Source organism: Acinetobacter sp. YH12021, assembly GCF_013420145.1.
Taxonomy (GTDB): Bacteria; Pseudomonadota; Gammaproteobacteria; order Pseudomonadales; family Moraxellaceae; genus Acinetobacter; species Acinetobacter towneri.
Map to the genome: position 1 here is coordinate 26,813 of NZ_VOYT01000004.1, position 21,516 is coordinate 48,328.

At 41.6% G+C, this 21,516-nt stretch carries 23 protein-coding genes; 13 read left to right on the forward strand and 10 right to left on the reverse strand.

Annotation, left to right across the window (positions count from 1 at the left end; translation table 11 throughout):
• Positions 1-25: 25 nt before the first annotated feature.
• The 3 genes from betA to betI all read right to left on the reverse strand — a co-directional run bounded on the left by betA (position 26) and on the right by betI (position 3,892).
• Positions 26-1,693 (reverse strand): choline dehydrogenase, encoded by a 1,668-nt coding sequence (gene betA / locus FTT91_RS05245; protein ID WP_136143596.1) that lies wholly within the window; start codon positions 1,691-1,693, stop codon positions 26-28.
• Positions 1,694-1,800: 107 nt separating this feature from the next.
• The gene (gene betB / locus FTT91_RS05250) at positions 1,801-3,273 is read right to left on the reverse strand and encodes a betaine-aldehyde dehydrogenase (RefSeq protein ID WP_096901206.1); all 1,473 of its coding nucleotides are present in this window, start codon (positions 3,271-3,273) and stop codon (positions 1,801-1,803) included.
• Entirely contained in the window at positions 3,266-3,892 is a 627-nt protein-coding gene (gene betI, locus FTT91_RS05255) for a transcriptional regulator BetI (RefSeq protein WP_004976938.1), read from the reverse strand. Before betI ends, betB begins: the two co-directional genes overlap by 8 nt.
• A 554-nt stretch (positions 3,893-4,446) precedes the next feature.
• Here betI and FTT91_RS05260 point away from each other — a divergent pair.
• Positions 4,447-6,507 carry a choline transporter gene (locus FTT91_RS05260; RefSeq protein ID WP_004976932.1) on the forward strand — a complete coding sequence of 687 codons (2,061 nt, stop codon included), beginning with the start codon at positions 4,447-4,449 and terminating at the stop codon, positions 6,505-6,507.
• Between the two features lie 12 nt (positions 6,508-6,519).
• Positions 6,520-7,134, forward strand: a complete 615-nt coding sequence (locus tag FTT91_RS05265) for a MarC family protein (RefSeq protein WP_004976930.1) — start codon at positions 6,520-6,522, stop codon at positions 7,132-7,134.
• A 238-nt stretch (positions 7,135-7,372) separates the two neighbouring features.
• On the opposite strand, the gene FTT91_RS05270 is transcribed toward FTT91_RS05265, so the two are convergent.
• Positions 7,373-7,804 (reverse strand): PPC domain-containing protein, encoded by a 432-nt coding sequence (locus FTT91_RS05270; protein ID WP_004976922.1) that lies wholly within the window; start codon positions 7,802-7,804, stop codon positions 7,373-7,375.
• A gap of 135 nt (positions 7,805-7,939) precedes the next feature.
• Entirely contained in the window at positions 7,940-8,806 is an 867-nt protein-coding gene (tehB, locus tag FTT91_RS05275; protein WP_180169095.1) for an SAM-dependent methyltransferase TehB, read from the reverse strand.
• Positions 8,807-9,084: 278 nt separating this feature from the next.
• Here tehB and FTT91_RS05280 point away from each other — a divergent pair, with 278 nt between their 5' ends.
• From FTT91_RS05280 to FTT91_RS05305, 6 genes are all read left to right on the forward strand, one after another.
• On the forward strand, positions 9,085-9,711 hold the full coding sequence (locus FTT91_RS05280; protein ID WP_096901204.1) for a 2'-5' RNA ligase family protein: 627 nt from the start codon (positions 9,085-9,087) through the stop codon (positions 9,709-9,711).
• The gene (gene cobU / locus FTT91_RS05285; protein WP_180169096.1) at positions 9,708-10,229 is read left to right on the forward strand and encodes a bifunctional adenosylcobinamide kinase/adenosylcobinamide-phosphate guanylyltransferase; all 522 of its coding nucleotides are present in this window, start codon (positions 9,708-9,710) and stop codon (positions 10,227-10,229) included. Before FTT91_RS05280 ends, cobU begins: the two co-directional genes overlap by 4 nt.
• Positions 10,226-11,284: a nicotinate-nucleotide--dimethylbenzimidazole phosphoribosyltransferase gene (gene cobT, locus FTT91_RS05290; protein ID WP_004976913.1), complete on the forward strand. Its 1,059-nt coding sequence runs from the start codon at positions 10,226-10,228 to the stop codon at positions 11,282-11,284. The genes cobU and cobT overlap by 4 nt, the downstream gene beginning before the upstream one ends.
• Positions 11,281-11,886, forward strand: a complete 606-nt coding sequence (locus tag FTT91_RS05295; protein WP_131261637.1) for a histidine phosphatase family protein — start codon at positions 11,281-11,283, stop codon at positions 11,884-11,886. Before cobT ends, FTT91_RS05295 begins: the two co-directional genes overlap by 4 nt.
• On the forward strand, positions 11,883-12,626 hold the full coding sequence (locus FTT91_RS05300; RefSeq protein WP_180169097.1) for an adenosylcobinamide-GDP ribazoletransferase: 744 nt from the start codon (positions 11,883-11,885) through the stop codon (positions 12,624-12,626). Before FTT91_RS05295 ends, FTT91_RS05300 begins: the two co-directional genes overlap by 4 nt.
• Positions 12,627-13,291: 665 nt before the next feature.
• Positions 13,292-13,501: a hypothetical protein gene (locus FTT91_RS05305; protein ID WP_004976903.1), complete on the forward strand. Its 210-nt coding sequence runs from the start codon at positions 13,292-13,294 to the stop codon at positions 13,499-13,501.
• An 85-nt stretch (positions 13,502-13,586) separates the two neighbouring features.
• Here the strand turns inward: FTT91_RS05305 and bioB are convergent, their stop codons facing one another.
• Together bioB and queG are read right to left on the reverse strand one after the other, a co-directional pair.
• A complete protein-coding gene (gene bioB / locus FTT91_RS05310) occupies positions 13,587-14,579 on the reverse strand; it encodes a biotin synthase BioB (protein WP_104851863.1) in 993 nt (330 codons plus the stop codon).
• Between the two features lie 288 nt (positions 14,580-14,867).
• Entirely contained in the window at positions 14,868-15,968 is a 1,101-nt protein-coding gene (queG, locus tag FTT91_RS05315) for a tRNA epoxyqueuosine(34) reductase QueG (RefSeq protein WP_154320819.1), read from the reverse strand.
• A gap of 21 nt (positions 15,969-15,989) precedes the next feature.
• Here queG and FTT91_RS05320 point away from each other — a divergent pair, with 21 nt between their 5' ends.
• Complete coding sequence (locus tag FTT91_RS05320) at positions 15,990-17,510, forward strand: NAD(P)H-hydrate dehydratase (protein WP_104851865.1); 1,521 nt, start codon at positions 15,990-15,992, stop codon at positions 17,508-17,510.
• Between the two features lie 24 nt (positions 17,511-17,534).
• Here the strand turns inward: FTT91_RS05320 and ruvC are convergent, their stop codons facing one another.
• Positions 17,535-18,080 carry a crossover junction endodeoxyribonuclease RuvC gene (gene ruvC, locus FTT91_RS05325; RefSeq protein WP_004976895.1) on the reverse strand — a complete coding sequence of 182 codons (546 nt, stop codon included), beginning with the start codon at positions 18,078-18,080 and terminating at the stop codon, positions 17,535-17,537.
• A 200-nt stretch (positions 18,081-18,280) separates the two neighbouring features.
• Between ruvC and FTT91_RS05330 the strand changes: the two genes are divergently transcribed.
• The 3 genes from FTT91_RS05330 (at position 18,281) to FTT91_RS05340 (ending at position 20,213) form a co-directional block, all read left to right on the forward strand.
• A complete protein-coding gene (locus FTT91_RS05330) occupies positions 18,281-18,664 on the forward strand; it encodes a YkvA family protein (protein ID WP_154320817.1) in 384 nt (127 codons plus the stop codon).
• Between the two features lie 168 nt (positions 18,665-18,832).
• A complete protein-coding gene (locus tag FTT91_RS05335; protein ID WP_004976892.1) occupies positions 18,833-19,408 on the forward strand; it encodes an FxsA family protein in 576 nt (191 codons plus the stop codon).
• 169 nt (positions 19,409-19,577) lie between these two features.
• Entirely contained in the window at positions 19,578-20,213 is a 636-nt protein-coding gene (locus FTT91_RS05340; protein ID WP_096901197.1) for a LysE family transporter, read from the forward strand.
• 20 nt (positions 20,214-20,233) lie between these two features.
• Here the strand turns inward: FTT91_RS05340 and FTT91_RS05345 are convergent, their stop codons facing one another.
• Positions 20,234-20,443, reverse strand: coding sequence for a hypothetical protein (locus tag FTT91_RS05345; RefSeq protein WP_154320816.1), 210 nt, complete (start codon positions 20,441-20,443; stop codon positions 20,234-20,236).
• 315 nt (positions 20,444-20,758) lie between these two features.
• On the opposite strand from FTT91_RS05345, the gene FTT91_RS05350 reads away from it, so the two are divergent.
• The gene (locus FTT91_RS05350; RefSeq protein ID WP_372238839.1) at positions 20,759-20,989 is read left to right on the forward strand and encodes a hypothetical protein; all 231 of its coding nucleotides are present in this window, start codon (positions 20,759-20,761) and stop codon (positions 20,987-20,989) included.
• Between the two features lie 152 nt (positions 20,990-21,141).
• Here FTT91_RS05350 and FTT91_RS05355 read toward each other — a convergent pair whose 3' ends face one another.
• Positions 21,142-21,453, reverse strand: coding sequence for a monooxygenase (locus FTT91_RS05355; protein WP_004976884.1), 312 nt, complete (start codon positions 21,451-21,453; stop codon positions 21,142-21,144).
• Between the last annotated feature and the right edge of the window lie 63 nt (positions 21,454-21,516).

Here is a 21,516-nt window from a genome sequence, read left to right on the forward strand (position 1 = left end):
CTCCTCATGCTTGAGTGTGAGAAAATTATGCAGATGAACGGGCTTGATAAAAACCTGCATCAGAACGAGCTAATGCTGGTAGTCCACGAATTTGATCGGCAATTTTCTCAGCCATCATAATGGTCGTAGCATTCAAATTCCCTGTGATAATTAACGGCATAATTGAGGCATCAACCACACGTAAATTGTGCAGACCATGTACACGCCCTTGACCATCGACCACGGCCATTTCATCTTCGCCCATTTTGCAACTACAAGAAGGGTGGTAGGCCGTTTCAGCATGATTGCGTACGAAGTCATCCAATTCTGCATCACTGCTTAAATGTTTACCCGGACTAATTTCTTCACCGCGATAAGGATCTAATGCGGGTTGTTGCATGATTTCACGTGTAATCCGAATAGCATCGCGGAATTCGCGCCAATCTTGCTCTGTAGACATATAGTTAAACAGAATGCTTGGATGTTCAAATGGATCTTTAGATTTTAATTTGATGCGTCCACGCGAGGGTGAACGCATAGAACCGACGTGGGCTTGAAAGCCATGTTCTTTGACTGCGTTGCTACCATTGTAGTTAATCGCAACAGGCAGGAAATGAAACTGAATATTGGGCCAAGAAAATTCATCGGAAGAGCGAATAAACCCCCCTGCTTCAAATTGGTTGCTGGCGCCAATCCCAGTTCCATTGAATAACCATTCGGCACCAATGGCAGGCTGGTTATACCATTTCAAGGCGGGGTAGAGCGAAACAGGTTTTATGCATTTATATTGCAGATACATTTCCAGATGGTCTTGTAAATTTTCTCCGACACCAGGTAAATCATGGACAAGTTCAATATCTAGATCACGCAGTAACTCGCTAGAGCCTACACCTGAACGTTGTAAAATTTGCGGAGATGCAATTGCGCCTGCACAGAGCAAAACTTCTTTATTCGCATAGACCTGATGTAACTGTTGCCGATTTGCACCTTGCAGGTATTCCACCCCAATTGCTTGTTTGCCGCTAAACAGAATTTTATGGGTGGTGGCATGCGTCATGATAGTCAAGTTGGGCCGCTGCTTTGCCATATCCAGATATCCGCGGGCTGTACTGGCGCGTCGACCATTGGGCGTGACAGTTCGATCCATAGGACCAAAACCTTCTTGTTGATAGCCATTTAAATCATCTGTACGTGGATAACCTGCTTGTACGCCAGCGTCTACCATCGCATGAAACAGCTCATTATTATTGGCTTTGGGTGTAGCAACACTTACAGGTCCATGATCACCGTGATAGTCGTTGGCGCCAATATCACGACTTTCTGCTTTTCGATAGTAAGGCAGGCAATCGGCATAGCTCCAGTTTTCTAAACCTTTTAAAGTTGACCACTGTTCTAAGTCCATGGCATTGCCACGGATATAGCACATGCCATTAATCAGTGAAGATCCACCCAAACCTTTGCCGCGTCCACATTCCATGCGGCGGTTATTCATATGCGGTTCGGGGTCAGTTAAATAAGCCCAGTTATAGCGTCGCCCTTGCAGTGGATAAGCCAACGCAGCAGGCATTTGGGTACGAAAATCGAGTCGGTAGTCAGGTCCGCCAGCTTCTAGTAATAAAACAGAGACATCGGCATCTTCGGTTAAACGTGCAGCAAGAACATTACCTGCAGAGCCAGCGCCAATAATAATATAATCGTAGTGTGTAGAATGCATAATGATCCTTTTTCTATGGCAGTACCACGCCCGATTAGAGCGTGGCGACATGTTGAGTTGAGGATGTAAAAACAGAAAAATAAAGAATAAAGGTCAGTATTTAGCGTTTAGAAAATACTGTGATAATCGCCCAATTCGACTTGAATGGATTTGATGCGGGTATAATGTTGCAAAGTAGACAAACCGTTTTCACGTCCCACACCCGATTGCTTATAGCCCCCGACAGGCATTTCAGCAGGGGATTCGCCCCAAGTGTTAACCCAGCAAATGCCCGCTTCAAGTTGGTGAATAATGCGATGTGCTTGCGAGATATCTTGTGTTACAACCCCCGCCGCTAGACCATAAGGGGTCTGGTTAGCACGTTGAATGACTTCTTCGATGCTGTCATAAGTCAAAATACTCATCACAGGTCCAAATATTTCATCTTGTACAATTCGCATGTCGTCATGACAGTCTGAAAAAACAGTTGGCATGACATAAGCGCCCTGAGCCAGTTCCGCAGAGGTCGCTCGTTCACCCCCAATTAAAAGTGTCGCACCTTGCTGTTTGCCCAATTCAATATAAGACAAGACTTTTTCCATATGCGGGAAACTGGTGAGCGGACCAAAATTGGTTTCTGCCAACATTGGGTCACCTACACGAATACGTTTAACACGTTCGAGTACAGCCTGTTCAAACTCGACTTTTAGGTGGCGCGGAATAAAGACACGCGTACCGTTGGTGCACACCTGACCCGAACTAAAGAAATTTGCCATCACTGCAATGTCCGCAGCGCGGTCAAGAGGGGCATCAGAGCAAATGATCAACGGAGACTTGCCGCCGAGTTCCATGGTAATTTCTTTTAAACTGGATGCAGCTGCACTGGACATGACTTTTTTGCCTGTTTCCACGCCACCTGTAAAGGAAATTTTGGCAATTTCTGGATGTTCAGTCAGCCATTGACCGACTTCTTGTCCAAGCCCTTGAACCACGTTAAAGACCCCAGCAGGCAAACCCGCTTCGGTATAAATTTCAGCCAACTTAAAGGCCGTCAGTGGCGTAATTTCACTGGGTTTGAAAATCATGGCATTCCCCGCAGCTAAGGCAGGTGCAGATTTCCACAGCGCAATTTGAATAGGGTAGTTCCATGCGCCTATACCCGCGACAACGCCTAAGGGTTCGCGACGGGTATAGAAAAAACTACTTTCACGCAGGGGTACTTGTTCGCCCTGAATCGCAGTTGCAAGACCTGCATAATATTCGAGAACATCCGCGCCAGTTACAATATCGACACTAGAGGTTTCGCTGTATGCTTTACCCGTATCGAGCGTTTCTAGACGGGCAAGCTCATCATTACGTTTACGTAAAATATCCACGGCACGCAGCAGAATACGTGCCCGTTCAACAGCCGTCATGGCGGCCCAAACTTGTTGCCCTTGTTGGGCACTTTTAACCGCCGCATCTACATCGGCTTGACTTGCTTGCTGCACGCTCGCAAGGATTTGACCTGTAGCAGGGTTAATCGTATCGAAGGTTTTACCACTAGTGGCATTGACATACTGTCCATGGATATACAATTGATGTAATTGTGCATCATTCATTTTGCTGTTCCTGCCGTATCTGTTGTATTAAGCGAAGTTGCATATCGACATAGTCGTATGCAATAGAACGTGCCAAGTCACGATCAAATGCTTGATGACCACTTAAACTGCCGCGTAACCAAAGACCATCAATCAAAGCAGCAAGCCCTTTGGCGATATGGCTGGCTTTGTCTTTAGGCATCATCTGCAGTAAATGAAATTTTAAATTTGAATAAAGACGTTGGTCATTTATTCGCTGCAAGCGACCTAAATCGGGCATGTGCATGCTGGCGGACCAAAAATCTAACCAGACACGCATCGCTGTTTGATTCACCTGACTGATGTCAAAGTTGGCATCAATAATTGCCTTAAGTAAATTTTCTGGTGTGGGCTGACTAACTTTGGCTTTATAGGTTGCCGCAGTTTCACGTAAGACAAAGAGCATTTGTCGCATACAGCTTTCAATCAAACCCTGCTTATCACCAAAATAATGACTCACAATGCCTGTAGAAAGTTGGGCTTTTTTTGCAATTTGAGCAATAGTGGTATTGGATAAACCCACCTCGTAAATGACCTCATAGGCTGCGCGAATGATTTCTTCACGACGTTCATGCTCAGGTTTAACTCTACGTTTATTCATGATAATCCAGAAAATTTACCTTAGATTTAAAGGTGTTAGATTCAATTATTGACATGGAAAACATCATAGCATTTTTTTATGATACTTTTAATTGATTGAACGTTCAATCAATTAAAAGTATCATGTTGTTTAAATTGAATGCAGCTTTGCAAAGTTTGTTCTCAATTTTTTAAGTATTAATGCTTATTTATCATATGGATAGATTTGTAGTTGGTTTTGGTGAACCTGTGGCAGAGTACGCGCATTTTTTTATGTTCTTGCTTGAAACATCGGATACAACACCTAAAAGCTTCTACAAAAATTGAGTTTAAGGAGAAGAACAGTTTATTTATGTCGTTCTCATGTTGGAATTGGTTGTGTAAGCAGGGCAAATTTAGGGAATTTGTTACACTGCCACATATCTTTATATTCTGGCTAAACATTCGGTTACACGAAGATAGCATTTTTGTCGGAGACAAAAGTACTGTCGTATAGCACTTATCGATTTTTAAGCTCTCGACAGCGAGAAGTTTAAAAATTGATTTTCAACTTATATTTACTTCCTTGAGGATTGTATGGCAACAGATAATCCAAGAGCAGTTGATGATCAAACATTAGCACCAAAAGACCGTTTAAATGGTGTGGTCTTTTATATTTCAGCTCTCATTATTTTAATTTTTTCAATTACCACCATTTTGTTCAATGACTTCGCCAATCAAACGCTGAATGCAGTTTTGGCATGGGTCAGTTCCACCTTCAGTTGGTACTATTTACTGGCTGCCACACTGTATATGGTGTTTGTGATTTTTATTGCCTGTTCACGCTATGGTGATATTAAGCTTGGCCCCAAACATTCTAAACCCGAATTTAGTTTACTCAGTTGGTCTGCCATGCTGTTTTCAGCAGGGATTGGTATCGATTTGATGTTCTTCTCGGTCGCTGAACCTTTATCCCATTATATGCATCCACCAGTAGGTGAAGGACAGACCTTTGAAGCTGCACGCCAGAGTATGGTCTGGACTTTATTCCATTATGGCCTGACAGGATGGTGCATGTACGCCTTGATAGGCATGGCATTGGGATATTTCAGCTATCGCTACAATTTGCCACTCACCATCCGTTCCGCGCTTTATCCGATTTTTGGTCAAAAAATTCATGGTCCGATTGGACATAGTGTGGATACTGCCGCGGTGATCGGGACGATTTTCGGTATTGCGACCACCTGCGGTATTGGTGTCGTGCAACTGAATTACGGTTTACATGTACTGTTCGATTTACCTGAAAATCTGTGGATGCAGGCATCCCTAATTGGTGTTGCTGTAGTGATGACCATTATTTCGGTGACTTCAGGTGTAAATAAAGGTCTGCGCATACTCTCGGAAGTGAATATTTATGTATCCGTGGGTTTGATGCTGTTTATTTTATTCCTCGGCAATACAGAATTTTTACTCAATACTTTTGTGCAAAATATTGGCGATTACATTAGCCGTTTCCCAAGTATGACCTTGGAAAGTTTTGCCTTTCAGCAACCCAAAGAATGGATGAACAGTTGGACGCTATTCTTCTGGGCTTGGTGGGTGGCTTGGTCACCTTTTGTGGGACTCTTTCTTGCACGTATTTCTCGTGGGCGTACCATTCGTGAGTTTGTCAGTGGTACCTTAATCATTCCGTTAATTTTTACCCTAACGTGGCTGTCAATTTTCGGAAATAGTGCATTATACAATGTGATTTTTGATGGAAATCTGGCATTGGCTCAAACCGTCATTGCCAATCCAGCACACGGTTTCTACGACTTGTTGGCTCAATATCCGTATTTTCCTTTTATTGCAGGCATCGCAACCATTACAGGGTTGTTATTTTATGTGACTTCAGCCGACTCAGGTGCATTGGTCTTAGGGAATTTCACCACACAATTTACCAATGTCGACCATGATGCACCACGCTGGCTCAGTGTATTTTGGGCTATTGCCATTGGCTTGCTGACCTTGGCCATGTTGATGACCAATGGGATTACTGCTTTGCAAAATGCAACTATTATCATGGGGTTGCCTTTTAGTTTTGTTATGTTCTTGGTGATGGCAGGTTTATATAAATCTTTAAGACTTGAAGATTATCGACAAGCCAGTAGCAGTTTGAATGCAGCACCTGTGGTGGGTAATGTAGATATTCTGAACTGGAAAAAACGCTTGTCACGGGTTATGCATCATCCTGGAACCAGCGATACCAAACGCATGCTGGATGAAATATGCCGCCCCGCCGTGCTGGCCGTCGCAGAAGAAATGCAAAAAAGAGGCGTGAATATTGACGTTCAGGAAAGTGCATTAGAGCAAGATCCAACTTTATATCATTTAGATTTGATTATTCATTTGGAAGAAGAACAGAACTTTGTTTATCAAATCTGGCCAGTACGTTATATCGCACCCACATTTAGTGAACGTGGTAAGTTGGGTAAACGGTTTTATTTTCGTTTGGAAACCTATCTTTATGAAGGTTCACAAGGCAACGATTTGGTTGGTTACACCAAAGAGCAAGTTATTAATGACATTCTAGACAGATACGAACGACATATGACCTTCTTACATATAAACCGAATCAGTCCTGGAAATCGTCCGTTATTTCCAGACCCACAAAGTTAATCAGGGGACACCATGTATATCTCATATTTACATGCTTTTGCGTTGTTCTTTTCATTGCTTAATCCATTTTTGATGAGCATTTACATGATTGGCATGATTCGTAATTCAGAAGCAAAAGTGTTTAATAAAGCCCTGATTCAAGGCTGTTTAATTGCTTATGCGGTATTTATGCTGTTTGCATGGGGTGGTGAAGCTATTTTCAGCAAATATTTGAATGTGCGGTTTGAGGCATTTCAAATCTTTGGTGGGCTCATTTTCTTGGTGATTGGTTATCGCTATGTGTTTCAAGGTGCAGACACCATCGGTGAGATGCGGGGAGCACCTGAACATTTGGCAGGTACCATTGCTATGCCCTTCATGATTGGACCGGGGACGATTAGTGCCGCCGTGGTAACAGGCATGACTTTGCCCATTAGTGGGGCTGCGCTGGTAATTTTCCTCACCTTGGCGCTAACCTGTAGTTTAATGATTTTGATGAAGTTTGCGCATGATCATCTCAGGTATAAGCATGCCAAATATATAGACCGTTATGTGGATATTGTAGGTCGATTATCTGCGTTACTGATTGGTACTATTGCGATTGAAATGATTATTACGGGGATTTTAGGTGTGATTGCAGAGATGTAAGTTCATCACAGAAAAAAACCGAATGCAATTCATACAGTTTTTTTATTGTCAGAAATATGATTCTGATTAGGATGCAAATTTCTTAAGAATTTGATGAGGGTGTAAATAATTCTGTGTAAATACAGTTTTATTTACAGTCTCCATACACGTAAAAATCACGCCCCAGTTTAACTGGCAATAGTTTTGAACCCTTAGTTTTGAACCCTTGTATTAAAACTTAAACGAATCTAGCAATTCTTTATTTGATGTTAATACTCATCCAGTATTGAGGTTTTTTATCTTTTCTTGCTTGTGATCTAGGTTGAAATACTCTAATTTCATACTCACCTGACGCAGGTAAAATATAAATACCATTATCATCAAGCTCTGGAGAATATTCTCCAAGACTGATGGAGTCTTTTAATTGATTACCCCATAAGTAAGTTTCAACATTTCCTCCAGTCAACTTCACTTTTAACTTTTGCCCTTTTTTAGCATAAAATTTGTAGGAATCATACTTGTATCCATCTATCCTTCCGTAATAATTTGCAGAGTAAGCTTTTTTTGCAAAGTTAACTACTACAATCTTTCGTATATCATTGTTATCATTTGCAAGTACGGCAGGGCTAAGCATAGTTAAAGTTAGGGCCATACAAGCACCAGCTAGTAATTTCGTATTCGCTATTTTCATAAGTTACCTTAATAATTGTATACCTCACTACAGAATAACATATGAACCCTTGATCCTAGGCAGTATCTAGGACAAACAACTCCTCGTTTGCGAGCAGCTAAAAAAGATCATCTGTTTCAAATTTCTTTTGTGATTCTACTTTTTCCTCGCCAACAATGTCGCAAAACGCTGTTTAATTCGATTACCATCTGCATCTTTACGGTGCAATTCACCGACATTTTCATTGTATTTCACAATATCCCAATCAGCATAATAAGCACTTAACTCACCCGCTTTAAAACTAAAAGGGAAGTCCTGTTGCACAGGGTAATCTTCAGTATTCATCGCGCAAACAATTAAGTTAAAGCCTTGAGGTTTGGTCGCTTGCTGCATATGCTGAATAAGAGGAGGGATAGTTTCAGGCGCCAAAAACATCATTACTACGATACAGTTGATGAAGTCATATTCACCAGTAATAGTGGCATCCTGATTGAAATCCCGAACAGCAGTTTGAATAGATGAAATCTGTTCTGCAGCAATAATTTCATTTAATTTTTGGATACTCACTGGGTTCACATCCCAAGCATCCACTTGAAAACCATTTTGGCTCAAATATAGCGCATTTCGGCCTGTACCACAGCCAACATCCAAAGCTTTACCCGCGTTTAACTGCGGAAGCGCCTCTAAAATTTCAGAATGTGTTGGGCTTAATTTGTATTTTTTAACAAAATAATCTTGAGGCAAACAATAAAAACTGAGCTGACATTCAATATCATCACTGGCAGATACAATTTTATGCCACACTTGTGGTTCAATAAAAGGTGGTTGATTTTCCACAGAAAAAACATGCTCAGAATGTACTTCACCAGATTCATGTAGCATCGAAAAATGCAATTCACCTTTTAAAATAGTCAACTTCGCCCATGTGCCGACTTGGGTATTATGTTGTTTTTTAAACCCTTGTGGAATTGAGTCATGATTCCAAATAGGAAGTTGTTTATAACAGATCAATTCTTGTTGCATCATAAACTCCAGTTGTACCGATCCTGATGGGATATAACTTCACATTAATGTAATGTCTTATGTAGATTAGAAAATATCATCTTCATTTCAGCATAACATTGCAGACCTGTTTCAGCCATCTTCTGAATTTATCCATCTCATTAAAATCAAAATTATTTAAATGATGTAGATGGTTAAAATACCAAACTGAAAAATATTCACCTCAAATTGCATGATTTTCATGTCTATTCAGTTGTGAATGTTTTACCATAAGCTGTTTTAATTCATTGAATTATCCCGTGTTTATTCAAGCCAATCAGTACGTTATTCCAACACAGCAGCATGATTATCCTGAATGGCATCGTGGGCGTGAGCGTTATGTGCTTTGGTATTTAGCTGTTCAACATCCAGCTTTAGAATGTTATTTACAACAATTAAAACAGCAATTTTCAGATGTATTATTTCGCCCAAACACTCGCCAGTTTCATATCACCTTATATATTTGTGGGTTTTATGCAGCAAAAAAGCATTGGGAAGATGACTTTCTCGAGTCACAATTTCAACAACAAGTTCAAGCCTTACAGCAGTTGCAACTAGAGCCTTTTCAACTGAAAGTGGGCGGCATCAATAGTTTTGATAGTGCTTTATTTGTAGAAGTGCAAGATCAATCACAGCAACTGGCGCGTATACGTCAGGCACTTAGCGTAGGCGGGGCTGAAATCGCAGCTTTACAGTATCATCCACATATTACTTTGGGTTTATATCAAACAGCGTGTTCAACCAATTTGATTTTGCAGCGTATTCAAAATCTCCCCGTGCAATATTTCGATTTAGATATCCATCATTTAAATTTTGGTTATTATCAGGCACACACTTTACAAGGTCAGCTATTTAGCACGCATCAATTTCCTTTGGAGCACATGTGATTCAACTTATTTTGGGCGGTGCGCGTTCGGGTAAAAGCCGTATGGCTGAGCAAACCGCGCAGCAACTTGGCAAATCCGTCATTTATGTAGCAACTGCACAAGCGGGCGATGCAGAAATGCAGGCGCGGATTCAGCATCATCAACAACAGCGTCCGCAGACTTGGCAATTGTGCGAAGAGTCTTTGTATTTGGCGGAGCAGTTAAAGATGCTGGATCATCCGAATGCTGTGATTTTAGTAGATTGTCTGACCTTGTGGATGAGTAATTTGTTGATGCAATCTGCAGAAAGCTTTGCCGAACAACAAATTTCAGCATTGCTCGAAGTTTTACCTCAGTTGCAAGCCGATATTATTTTAGTGAGCAATGAAACAGGTTTGGGCGTTGTACCGATGGGCGAAATAACCCGAAAATTTGTCGATGAAACAGGGCGATTACATCAGCAATTGGGACAAATTGCAGACAAAGTGCAGTTCTGTGTCGCAGGTTTTCCAATGCTTTTAAAAGGAGAGAAGAAATGACTTGGTGGTTTGCAGCGTGTCAAAAGCCAAATGAACAGATGAAACAACAGGCAATTGCACGACAACTTCAATTGACCAAACCAACAGGTTCATTGGCAGCATTGGAAAATATTGCGATTCAACTGGCGGCTTTGCAAGGAACAACGCAGCCGAATATTGAGCGTCCGTGGATATGTATTTTCGCAGGCGATCATGGCGTGATGGAAGAAAATATTTCCGCCTATCCCCAAGCCGTGACTCGGCAAATGCTACAAAATTTTGCCACAGGTGGGGCATGTATCAGCGTCATCGCCCGACAATATCAGGCGCATTTACAAGTGGTGGATTGCGGCTCGGTCGGGGAAGCGTATGAATATGCAGGAGTAGAGCGGCATTGTATTCGTGCAGGCACAGCGAATTTTGCTAAAACCCGCGCCATGACTGAACAAGCGTGTGCAGATGCGATGGCACTTGGACGTCAAAGTGTGGAAGATGCCATCGCACAGCAGGCCTCGATTTATGTCGCAGGTGAAATGGGTATTGGAAATACCTGTTCGGCATCAGCCTTGTCTTGCTTTTTATTACAAGAACCTGCTGAAGCCTTGACTGGCATAGGCACAGGAATTGACACTGCACAATTGCAACATAAAAAACAGGTGATTGATGCTGCTTTAGCTCTACATCAGAACTATGTGCAAGATGATGCTTTTAAAGCCTTATGTGCAGTTGGTGGATTGGAGGTCGCTGCAATGGTGGGCGCGTATATTCGCTGTGCGCAGTTGGGCTTGCCGATGGTGGTGGATGGTTTTATCAGCAGTGCTGCTGCATTAGTTGCAGTGCGTTTAAATCCTCAAGTCCGAGAATGGATGTTGTTTGGGCATCAATCGGCTGAATATGGACATCGTCGCTTATTAGAAGCATTAGGTGCACAAGCCTTGCTGCATCTAAATTTACGCTTAGGTGAGGGCAGCGGTGCGGGCGCGGCATTGGGCATTATCCAACTGGCCTGTGCCTTGCATAATCAAATGGCGACTTTTGCCGAAGCTGCGGTTATTGGTGAGAAAGTATCTTTATGATCATGCTAGACCTATTAAGACATGGCGAAACAGAATTGGGTCATACTTTGCGTGGCTCAACCGATGATGCTTTGACTTTAAAAGGTTGGCAAGACATGCAGCAGACTTTAAACACGGCAATAGCTACAGGACAGCGATGGGATGTTGTGGCAAGTTCACCTTTACAGCGTTGTCTGCAGGTTGCTCAGACCTTTGCGCAAGCACAGCAATTGCCACTGTATATTGATGCACAATTTCAGGAAATGCATTTTGGTGCATGGGAAGCTATTTCCACTCAAACCTTATATGAACAATACCCTGAAGATTTAGCTAAATTTTGGATGACACCGACCCAATTTAGTCCGCCACAAGCAGAATCTTTGCTAAATTTTCAGCAGCGCGTTTTGCAAGGTCTGTCCGATCTCAACCAATATTTACAACAACTCGAGCAACAACCTAAACGTGTGTTATTGGTCACGCATGGCGGGGTAATTAAATTGCTCAAAGTATTGGCGCAGAAAAAATCTTTAGACGATATTTTAAAAATGTCTGCAGCGTTGGGGCAATTGAGTTCATTCCAGTTACATCCCAATGGCAACATTTGCATGCAGGGGCAAACATGACACCTTTTTGGATTGCCTTGCAATTCCTGAGCACTTTTCCTGTTTCTTTAAAACAGATGCCAACTGCAGCGCAAAATGCACAATCACTGCTGTTTTATCCGCTCGTTGGCTTACTAATTGGAGCTGCGCTGTGGGGGATGGCGCATTTATTGCAATTCTTGCCTTTGGTTCTGAGTAGCAGCTTAATTTTAGTGCTCTGGATTTGGCTGACAGGTGGTTTACATTTAGATGGACTGGCTGATACTGCCGATGCATGGGTCGGCGGTTTTGGTGATCCTGAACGTAGCTTAAACATCATGAAAGACCCAAGCAGCGGCCCGATTGGAGTATTGAGCTTACTGATCTGCTGTTTATTAAAATGGTCTGCGTTGTATGTATTGCTCGAACAACAGTATTTGGCATTTTTGCTGTTTGTACCCGTATTGGGACGATTAAGCGCTTTGGTTTTATTTTTAAGCACGCCTTATTTACGTGCCAATGGTTTAGGCACTGCTATTCAGGCACATTTGCCTAAAACAGGCACAAAAATTGTGATCGCATTGACCTTGCTTGCAGGAGTGCTTTGGGGATGGGTGGGTTTGGTGACCGTTCTGACTTTTATCCTTGGCACCTTGTATTTGCGATATAAATTTATGCAGCGTTTAGGTGGAATTACGGGCGATACCGTTGGTGCGAGTATTGAAATAACAGAAAGCATGATGTTATTGGCTATTGCGATTCTTTGGTTTTTAATAAATTAGCTTTTGAGCAGTTTTTCTTGTTTCAAGTGCGCTGAAAATTGAAATAATATAAGCGAATGAATTTACAGCTATTTATGCACTCAATTTCAGCAAGTATGCAGATGAATTTGTCATTTGTCGGAAAGTTCCTAAATTAGATTTGCTATTTTTTTTAAATATGATAATAGTAGTTTATGTCAATCAGCCTTGATGGCATTTGTATCTCAGGATGAGATCACAAACGTGATGTATAAAAATCAAAAGGAATGTCATTTATGATCAAACTGTTAAAGCAAATTTTCTGTATCCATATTTATGAATATGACGCAATGGAAGAAATCGGGGCGCATTTAGAGTGTCGTAAGTGTGGGGATTCTAAGACACAATAATGTTAAGTATTGAATCTGTATTAAAACCAAGTGAGTCTTTATGACTCACTTTTTTATTTTAGGCTAATAGCCTGAATATTTTGCTTAGTCTTGCCTGCATGTATAGATTAGACTGCACTTATCCATCTTCAAAACTACATATATCATTCCCACCTCTTTTGGTGGGGAGACTTCTCATGCTGTACGAAGTTTGATTTATACAAGTGCACAATTAAATTTTCTATCCTCCGCACACTTTATCCCACAAGGTATTCCGCTTAAAATCCAGTACCTAGAAATATTGAACTGACCGTATTTATGGCTAAAAACTTTCAAGAAAAAACGTATATTGTAGATGACAATCTAGCAGATACTTTGACGTGGTTGCTGCATCATCAGGACTGTTATGATCGGTTTTATTATGATGCGATTCAGCAACAACTGACGGTAGAACATGCCAACGGGGTAGATATTATTAAAACAGGGCAGTATTTAAATGCCAGTTACGGAATTTTAATCACCTCTTAAAAGCATTGCCGCATAAACTTATTTTGCTGCATAAAAAACAAAGTCCCTTTGCGGGACTTTGTACATTTGGATGGATGCTAAAACTTTAAGCCATTGCCATCGCATCTACCGACAATTCAGAAACCGTTGGTTTAGCACGTTCAGGCACTAAGCCTAACTTTTGGAACAATTGTTTGTCTTTGCCTTCGCCTGCGTTTGGTGTGGTTAAAAGCTTTTCACCTGAGAATAACGAGTTCGCACCTGCCATAAATGCCAACGCCTGATCTGAATCAGACAACGATTCACGCCCTGCAGACAAACGAATATAGCTGTTTGGCATGATAATACGTGCAACTGCAATAGTACGAATCCATTCAATCACATCTAGCTTTTCGACTTCAGCCAGTGGTGTACCTTCAATCGGAACTAACATATTGATTGGCACAGATTCAGGGTGTAACGGTAAAGTCGCCAATTCATGTAACAAACCAATACGGTCTTGGGTATCTTCACCTAAACCGACAATACCGCCACTACACACTTTCATACCTGTTTGACGCACAATATCCAAAGTATTTAAGCGGTCATCAAAGCTACGAGTACTAATGACATTCGGATAATATTCACGCGATGTGTCTAGGTTGTGGTTGTAATAATCCAAACCTGCATCTTTTAAGCGTTCTGCCTGAGATTGATTCAACATCCCTAAAGTCATGCAAGTTTCTAAGCCTAGAGCTTTGACTTCACGCACCATTTCTAGAACATACGGCATATCGCGTTCATGCGGATTACGCCAAGCAGCGCCCATACAAAAACGTGAAGAACCTGATGCTAAAGCTTCTTTGGCTTCCTGAATGACTTTATCCACTGCAATACGTTTTTCAGCTTCAAGCTGTGAATCATAATGCGCAGATTGCGAGCAATATTTGCAGTCCTCAGGGCATTTGCCTGTTTTAATAGACAATAAGGTACTGACTTGTACGGTATTGGCAGCAAAATGTTGGCGATGCACACGCTGTGCTTCAAAGACTAAATCCAGAAAAGGTTGTTCATATAACTGCTGAATTTCTTCTCGAGTCCAATCATTGCGTACTGACATAAGTAAAAGTCCATCATCCCTATTATTCATAGTCTGTATCATACACAAATAGTTTGAATCAGAAAGGCATAATCTCCCAATTTCATGGCTAATATTCGACAGTGTGGAAACAAAAATATGCAGTCGATTTAGTCGCAAACTTAAGCAATTTTACTGTTATTTAGCTGCAAAATTTATTTTTATGGATTTTTATTTTGCAATGAATTGGTCACTAAAATTCAGTTAACTGCATAAATTGGCAAGTAACCTGCAGTCAAAATATCGCACGGTTTTGGATATGATTTTTGTTTAAAATTTAGACTGTTTAAGGAGTTGTTCCTGAATCGCCCAATCAATATGGATTTGCACAATCTCATTATGCTGTGCACGCGTTTGCTGCAAAGTTTGTAAAATCTGTGCTGAAAATGGGGCATTTCCAAGCCCGATTGCAATATTACGCATAAAACTTTGATAGCCTGTACGACGTAATGGACTACCTTCGGTTTTGGCTAAAAATGTGCTTTCATCCCATTGCCATAAATCTAGCAAGCTGACCTGATCTAAGGCATGTCGGGGATGAAAATCCTCCACCGTGGTGACTTGAGCAAAGCTATTCCACGGGCAAATCAGTTGGCAATCATCACAACCAAACACCCGATTACCAATGCCACGACGTAATTCTTCAGGAATGATACCCTGATATTCAATGGTCAAATAAGCAATACATTTACGCGCATCTAACATATAAGGTTCAACAATGGCTTGCGTTGGGCAAATGTCGATGCAGGCTGTGCAAGAGCCGCAATGCGATGTTGCAGGTGGATCAAAAGGCAAATCTAGTGAAGTAAACAGCTCACCCAATACAAAAAATGACCCAGATTTTTTATGAATCAGTAAGGTATGTTTACCTGTCCAACCCATGCCAGCACTTTCAGCCAACGACTTTTCAAAAATCGGGGCTGAGTCCGCAAAGGGGCGTGATTCAAACTCGCCCACTTTTTCACGAATACGGGTGGCAAGAGTTTTTAGGCGTCCGCGCATGACTTTGTGATAATCGCGCCCACGTGCATAACGGGCAATAATTGCAGAGTTAGGTGCATCGGGAATGTGTCGTGGACGTGGTGTTTCCACCAAATAATTCATCCGCACACAAATAATACTTTTTGTATTCGGGACTAACAGTGTGGGATTAGCGCGCTTGTCTAAATTTTCTTCTAGAAACTTCATATCGCCATGATAGCCACGTTTTAAATATTCCTGAAAACGTGCTAATTCTGCTTGAGCATCTGGTTTGGCAATGACACAATCAGCAAAACCAAGCGCCAAAGCTTGAGCTTTAATCCACGCTTTCAAGGCGGCTGGATCGTCTTGATGCAGAGAAATATGTGCTGAAGTGGTGGATGTTGCCATAACAAAATAGAAGGGAAGAAAATGCCGCAGCAAGTGTACCATAGCCCTGTTTATCATAGTCAAAGTATTCAAGCGTGGGAGCAGCGCTGGTTTGCCCGTCAAAATAGTTCTTACGGTTTAATGCAGCAAGTGGCGTGGACACTGCATTTACAAATTCGCAAAATTTTTGCAAAACAGCCATCTACAATACAAAAAATTGCTGTGTGTTGTGGACAAGGCAATAACGCAGGCGATGGCTATTTAACTGCAAAATATTTAAAACAAGCAGGTTTTCAAGTCGATATTTATGCCGCAACACGCGGTTCATCGGCAGATTTACATCAGGCTTTTTTAGAAGCTCAGACAGAACAAGTCAATATAATTCAAGGTTTTGCATTTCAACAAAGTTATGACTGCTATATTGATGCATTATTTGGTATTGGTTTAGATCGTCCTTTAAATGATGAGTGGCAGTCGCTTATTCACGCAATGAATCAACAAGCGGGTTTAAAAATTGCGGTTGATATTCCAAGCGGTTTAAATGCCAACACGGGGCAGCCATTGCCATGTGCAATTAAAGCCGATTACACCTTTACAGCTTTGGGTTTGAAAGCAGGGTTATTTACAGGGCAGGCACAGGAATATACTGGACTGGTCGATGTGCTGGATTTGATTCCAGCCGATGCAGAACTCAAAGCGTTGGCCCAACTCACACCACATTTGATTCAATTACCCGCACGGCAGGCTTTTGGACACAAAGGCAGTTATGGGCATGTGTTGATTGTGGGCGGACATGCGCAAATGGGTGGTGCGGTGATGATGGCTGCAGAAGCCGCATCAAGCGCAGGTGCAGGGAAAGTGACTGTGGTCTGTCATGCCAAACATCATGTGGCGATATTAAGCCGTGCGCCGAATTTAATGTTGCGGGATATAGACGCACTGACAGGCGCAGAAATTCAGCACTTAATTTCACAGGTCGATGCCGTGAGTTTAGGGATGGGACTAGGACGAGATGCTTGGGCAGAACAGCATTATGCAGACTGGTTTGCCGCACTAAATCAGTCCGAGGTAGAAGTAGTTTACGATGCCGATGCCTTGTGGTTTTTGGCGAAACAAGCGCATTCATCGCATCATCCAGCCCAACTAAAACCGAACAGTTATGCCACACCACATTCAGGTGAGGCTGCGACCTTGCTCAATACTACGGTTGCAGCCATTGAAGCAGACCGTATTGCCGCGATTCAGCAATTGCAGCAACGCTATGCAGGCGATTGGGTGTTAAAAGGTTCAGGTAGTTTGACTTTGCAAGCTGCATCTACAGAACCGCAAGCAAGTTCATTGTGGATTTGTACCGCAGGCAATCCTGGTATGGGTACAGGTGGTATGGGCGATGTGTTGGCAGGCATGATTGCCAGTTTAAAAGCCCAGTTTCATCATAAAATTCAATTGCATGAAATTGTCATGTTACATGCCTTGGCGGGGGATGTATTGGCACAGCAGGGCATGCGCGGTTTACAGGCACAGCACATGAGCCAAGCGATTTATCAGGTTGTGAATCGGTAAAATATAAGCGATGGCGATGCTGATTTAGCGACGTCTGGAGCTTGAACGACTACGTCCGCGAGCCATACCGCCCAAGGCATTGAGCACAGCCAATTTGGTCATGCTGCCTGATGCATGAGCATGGCAAATTGCAGCAGCCAAAGCATCGGCAGCATCTTGTTGTGGTTTAATGGATAGATTTAATAGTTTCATGACCATCATTTGTACTTGTTCTTTATCGGCAGCGCCATAACCCACGACAGATTGTTTAATTTGACGGGCGGTATATTCCGCCACTTGTAAATCTAAATTCACCAAAGCGGCAATCGCTGCACCACGAGCCTGTCCCAATTTCAAGGCAGAGTCTGGGTTTTGCGCCATAAACACTTGTTCAACTGCAGCTTCAGTCGGGCCATGAAATTTCACAATCCGTTCAATCCCTGCAAAAATCCGTTTTAAGCGTTCAGGCATTTCACTGGTTTCGGTGCGAATGGTTCCTGCATCTACAAAACGTAATTTAGCGCCATCACGTTCAATAATGCCGTAGCCCGTTAGACGAGAACCAGGGTCGATTCCAATAATAAGTGACATGCCAAGCCTTAAAAAATTAAATCAAGTTGAATTATAGGAGTTTAAATCTCTTTTGTGTGGAGTAATTTCAAAACATTCGGTCAGTAAGCTGCCGTTTAAACAATTAGCATGTATCCTTTGCCATATTTTCAATTTTGGACTTCATTTTATTTTAAGTTTTGAGGCGTATATTTTATATACGGTAGCAAATGAGAGCGGCAATGAAGTGGATTAATAGGCTAAAACAGTGGGCGAAGCAAATTAAACGAGATGTTTATGCGGTGTGGTTTGCAGCACGTGATCCTGAAACACCGGTTATGGCAAAGCTTTTGGCATTGTTGGTTGCTGCTTATGCTATTTCTCCCATTGATTTAATTCCAGACTTTATACCTGTTTTGGGTTATTTGGATGATTTGATTTTAGTGCCATTGGGCATCATGTTGGTATTGCGTTTAGTACCTGCAGAGGTAATGCAGCGCTGTCGTTTACAAGCCGATGCGATCAGTCAAAAACCGAGCAGTTATATTGCAGCATCAGTTTTTATTGCGTTGTGGTTATTATTGGCTTATGCCGCATATTTTTATCTTTATCGTTTAAATATATAGACGTATTAAGTCTGTTATTGGGTGATGATGGAAATATTAATGACAGACTTAACCTTTAAAAATACAATAATGCCCATATTGAAACAACAGCGAATCAAAAAAGCTTGATCCCGATGAAGCACTTGGTTACTGCATTTTATTTATTTTGTTGAGATTAGATTAATTTTCATGAAATTATTTCTTATTGTTCTAATTGGCTTAGTTCTTGAAGTCTTCGTCTGGATTGGTGTGGGCGACCTAGTGGGGAGCATGTGGTACGTGTTCTTTTGGTTTGTCGCTGCTTTCTTCATTGGTTTGAACCTGATTCGTAAATATTCTGCAGGCGTGATGCCACAAATGCAGCAAATGCAAATGGGGCAGATGAGTGCCGATCCTGCGCTGAGTAATAATTTACCTAAAATTTTTGCGGGTTTTTTATTGATGATTCCAGGATTAATCAGCGATGTTTTGGCATTGCTGGTCATGATTCCTGCCGTACAAAATGCCTTTAAAGCGGCAATGATGAAAGCCATGATGAAACGTCAGCAAGCCATGATGGATCAAATGATGGGTGGCATGATGGGCGATATGAATGGCATGGGCGGAGCAGGTCAAAACCCGTTTGCAGATTTAATGCGCCAAATGCAAGACATGCAAAATCAGCAGGGCGGTGGTCGTGATTCCAGTATTATTGATGGTGAAGCACGTGAAATTACCCCCGATGCGAAAAAAATTGAAATGAAAGATGTCAATCCACCTAAATAATATGGGTGATGCTTGAGATCAAACCGAATCGTGCTGATTCGGTTTTTTTATGGGTATTTTTTGGTGAATATGCACGTGAGTGTTTAAACATTGAGGTGTGCATTTAAAGCCTTATTTATTCTCCTACCGCACAAGGTATAATCGGATTTTCAATTCTCCTGATGTATTTATGTCTTTGTTATTCACCATTTGTGCGCTGCATTTTGTGGCACAGCTTAGTCCAGGACCAGATGTTTTATTAATTGCCAAAAGTGCAGCCAGCAATACCCGCCGTAATACCTTGCAGATTATTGCGGGTATTTCATCAGGGATTGTGGTGTGGGTGGTGCTGACCTTATTAGGTTTTACGGTTTTGGTGCAGCAATTTCCTTGGATTCAGCAAGTCTTAATGCTGATTGGCGGTTTATTTCTTGCCAAAATGGGATGGGGCATGTTGTCGGGCGGTTGGCATAGTTGGCAGCAGCGCAAACAGTTTGATGATACTCAAGTGCAAATTCCAGCCGCAAAAAACTACTTTTTATTGGGGCTATTCACCAATTTATCTAATCCGAAAACCTTAATTTATTTTAGTAGTGTATTTGCTTTGGCGTTGAGTTCATCGGCAAGTGCATCTTTGAAAGCCCAATTGGCAGTGATTATTCCAATCCAAACTTTTGTGACATTTACACTATTTATGTTGCTACTTTCTACACCAAAAATGAAAAAGTTATATCAGCGTTCAGGCAGTTATATTGATATGGTCTCGGGCGGATTATTTTTATTATTTGCTGTGTGGTTGTGGTTAGATGCACTGCGTATGTTTTAAAACATAGGTTTTGATGCCAATTAGTTAGATGATTTGATGTTGTCCAAAGCCAAGTTTGACGATTTTTCATTCAGTATTTCGGTTGCAGTCGTGTTTTCAGTTTTATCTAAATGATTGGGCTGATAAGTACGGTTTGATTGCAAAGTTGCTTCGGTATTTTCCGAACCTTGGTATTTACGACTACGGTTGGCACGTTCTCGCAAGCCACCTTTTTTAATGAGTTGCACCACTTTAACTTTACTCCGTGTAATAAAAAAATATGTGCTGAAAGCCAAGCTTGAGTCTAAACTTCAAGTAATCGAGCATGCAGAATTTTAGCATGGCATACCTATTTTAGATGGATAAAGTGACTGTTTATTCAAAAATACGATTTGCGCGAATAGCAGAACTTTGACATTCTAATTCACAAGCGATTGTGTCAGTTAAATCATCCAAAGGATGCAGGCTACAAAGTGTCACAGTTGCTTAAACAAAATTACACTGCATCAGGGTAGATGGTGTAACAATAAAAACAAGAATTACAGTGAAGTAGGAGAATACCTATGCTGTATCATCAGTATCGTTGCGCATGTTGCAATCGGGTGGTGGAATCATCAGAAAAAGAATGTGGTACTTGTGGTTCACACAATATTCGTAGTCCTTATGGTTTCTGGTTATTCTGTATTTTGGCATGCTTGGCAGCAGCCGTTGTGTTTAAAGTCGTGCATGTTTATTTGCAAGATCATCAAGAAGTGCCCGTGCAACAATCGGTGCTTGAGGTGATTCGTACGCAATAAGTGCTGCATCCAAGCTTAACGCTTATTTCGTCTATACAAGATTTCAAAAAATCCTGAATCATTAAATGGCTCAGGATTTTATTCAACTGTTTTTTCAATATTGAAGAGACTCACCATTTTATTCTTCAATATGGATGAGCAATTTAAAAAGATTAGCGACTTAAGAAGTCAGCTTGGTTGATTGCAGACAGTGCAGCATTCACCTCAAAAATCTTGCCACGAATATTCTTCACGCCAAAACTTTCTAAACGTGCAGTGTGCATTTTTAAATAGCGTTCAGCATTGGCCGCATGATCAAACAGATAGATTCCACCGGCTTCCTGTGTTTGACTGTTCTCAGTCCAAATTTTCCAAAGCATGCCAGTTTCTAGGTTAATGCTTTCTGCAAGTTCACGGTACGCTTGGCTCATGCTTTCGCCAAATGGGCCTTCAGAAGGGAAATCGACTTGAAGAATAACCGCCATAATAAACTCCTACATCATTATCTTAGATGAGTATTTAAAAAATCTCAGGAATGATTCACTATA

What these genes read in the sequence shown, in the direction of transcription:
- FTT91_RS05305 (WP_004976903.1), top strand. Translation starts at nt 13,292, where the DNA reads ATGGCTAAAAACTTTCAAGAAAAAACGTATATTGTAGATGACAATCTA.
- FTT91_RS05320 (WP_104851865.1), top strand. Translation starts at nt 15,990, where the DNA reads ATGCCGCAGCAAGTGTACCATAGCCCTGTTTATCATAGTCAAAGTATT.
- betI (WP_004976938.1), bottom strand. Translation starts at nt 3,892, where the DNA reads ATGAATAAACGTAGAGTTAAACCTGAGCATGAACGTCGTGAAGAAATC.
- ruvC (WP_004976895.1), bottom strand. Translation starts at nt 18,080, where the DNA reads ATGTCACTTATTATTGGAATCGACCCTGGTTCTCGTCTAACGGGCTAC.
- FTT91_RS05335 (WP_004976892.1), top strand. Translation starts at nt 18,833, where the DNA reads ATGAAATTATTTCTTATTGTTCTAATTGGCTTAGTTCTTGAAGTCTTC.
- FTT91_RS05265 (WP_004976930.1), top strand. Translation starts at nt 6,520, where the DNA reads ATGTATATCTCATATTTACATGCTTTTGCGTTGTTCTTTTCATTGCTT.
- FTT91_RS05355 (WP_004976884.1), bottom strand. Translation starts at nt 21,453, where the DNA reads ATGGCGGTTATTCTTCAAGTCGATTTCCCTTCTGAAGGCCCATTTGGC.
- cobT (WP_004976913.1), top strand. Translation starts at nt 10,226, where the DNA reads ATGACTTGGTGGTTTGCAGCGTGTCAAAAGCCAAATGAACAGATGAAA.
- betA (WP_136143596.1), bottom strand. Translation starts at nt 1,693, where the DNA reads ATGCATTCTACACACTACGATTATATTATTATTGGCGCTGGCTCTGCA.
- queG (WP_154320819.1), bottom strand. Translation starts at nt 15,968, where the DNA reads ATGGCAACATCCACCACTTCAGCACATATTTCTCTGCATCAAGACGAT.
- FTT91_RS05300 (WP_180169097.1), top strand. Translation starts at nt 11,883, where the DNA reads ATGACACCTTTTTGGATTGCCTTGCAATTCCTGAGCACTTTTCCTGTT.
- FTT91_RS05270 (WP_004976922.1), bottom strand. Translation starts at nt 7,804, where the DNA reads ATGAAAATAGCGAATACGAAATTACTAGCTGGTGCTTGTATGGCCCTA.
- FTT91_RS05295 (WP_131261637.1), top strand. Translation starts at nt 11,281, where the DNA reads ATGATCATGCTAGACCTATTAAGACATGGCGAAACAGAATTGGGTCAT.
- FTT91_RS05330 (WP_154320817.1), top strand. Translation starts at nt 18,281, where the DNA reads ATGAAGTGGATTAATAGGCTAAAACAGTGGGCGAAGCAAATTAAACGA.
- FTT91_RS05260 (WP_004976932.1), top strand. Translation starts at nt 4,447, where the DNA reads ATGGCAACAGATAATCCAAGAGCAGTTGATGATCAAACATTAGCACCA.
- betB (WP_096901206.1), bottom strand. Translation starts at nt 3,273, where the DNA reads ATGAATGATGCACAATTACATCAATTGTATATCCATGGACAGTATGTC.
- tehB (WP_180169095.1), bottom strand. Translation starts at nt 8,806, where the DNA reads ATGCAACAAGAATTGATCTGTTATAAACAACTTCCTATTTGGAATCAT.
- FTT91_RS05340 (WP_096901197.1), top strand. Translation starts at nt 19,578, where the DNA reads ATGTCTTTGTTATTCACCATTTGTGCGCTGCATTTTGTGGCACAGCTT.
- bioB (WP_104851863.1), bottom strand. Translation starts at nt 14,579, where the DNA reads ATGTCAGTACGCAATGATTGGACTCGAGAAGAAATTCAGCAGTTATAT.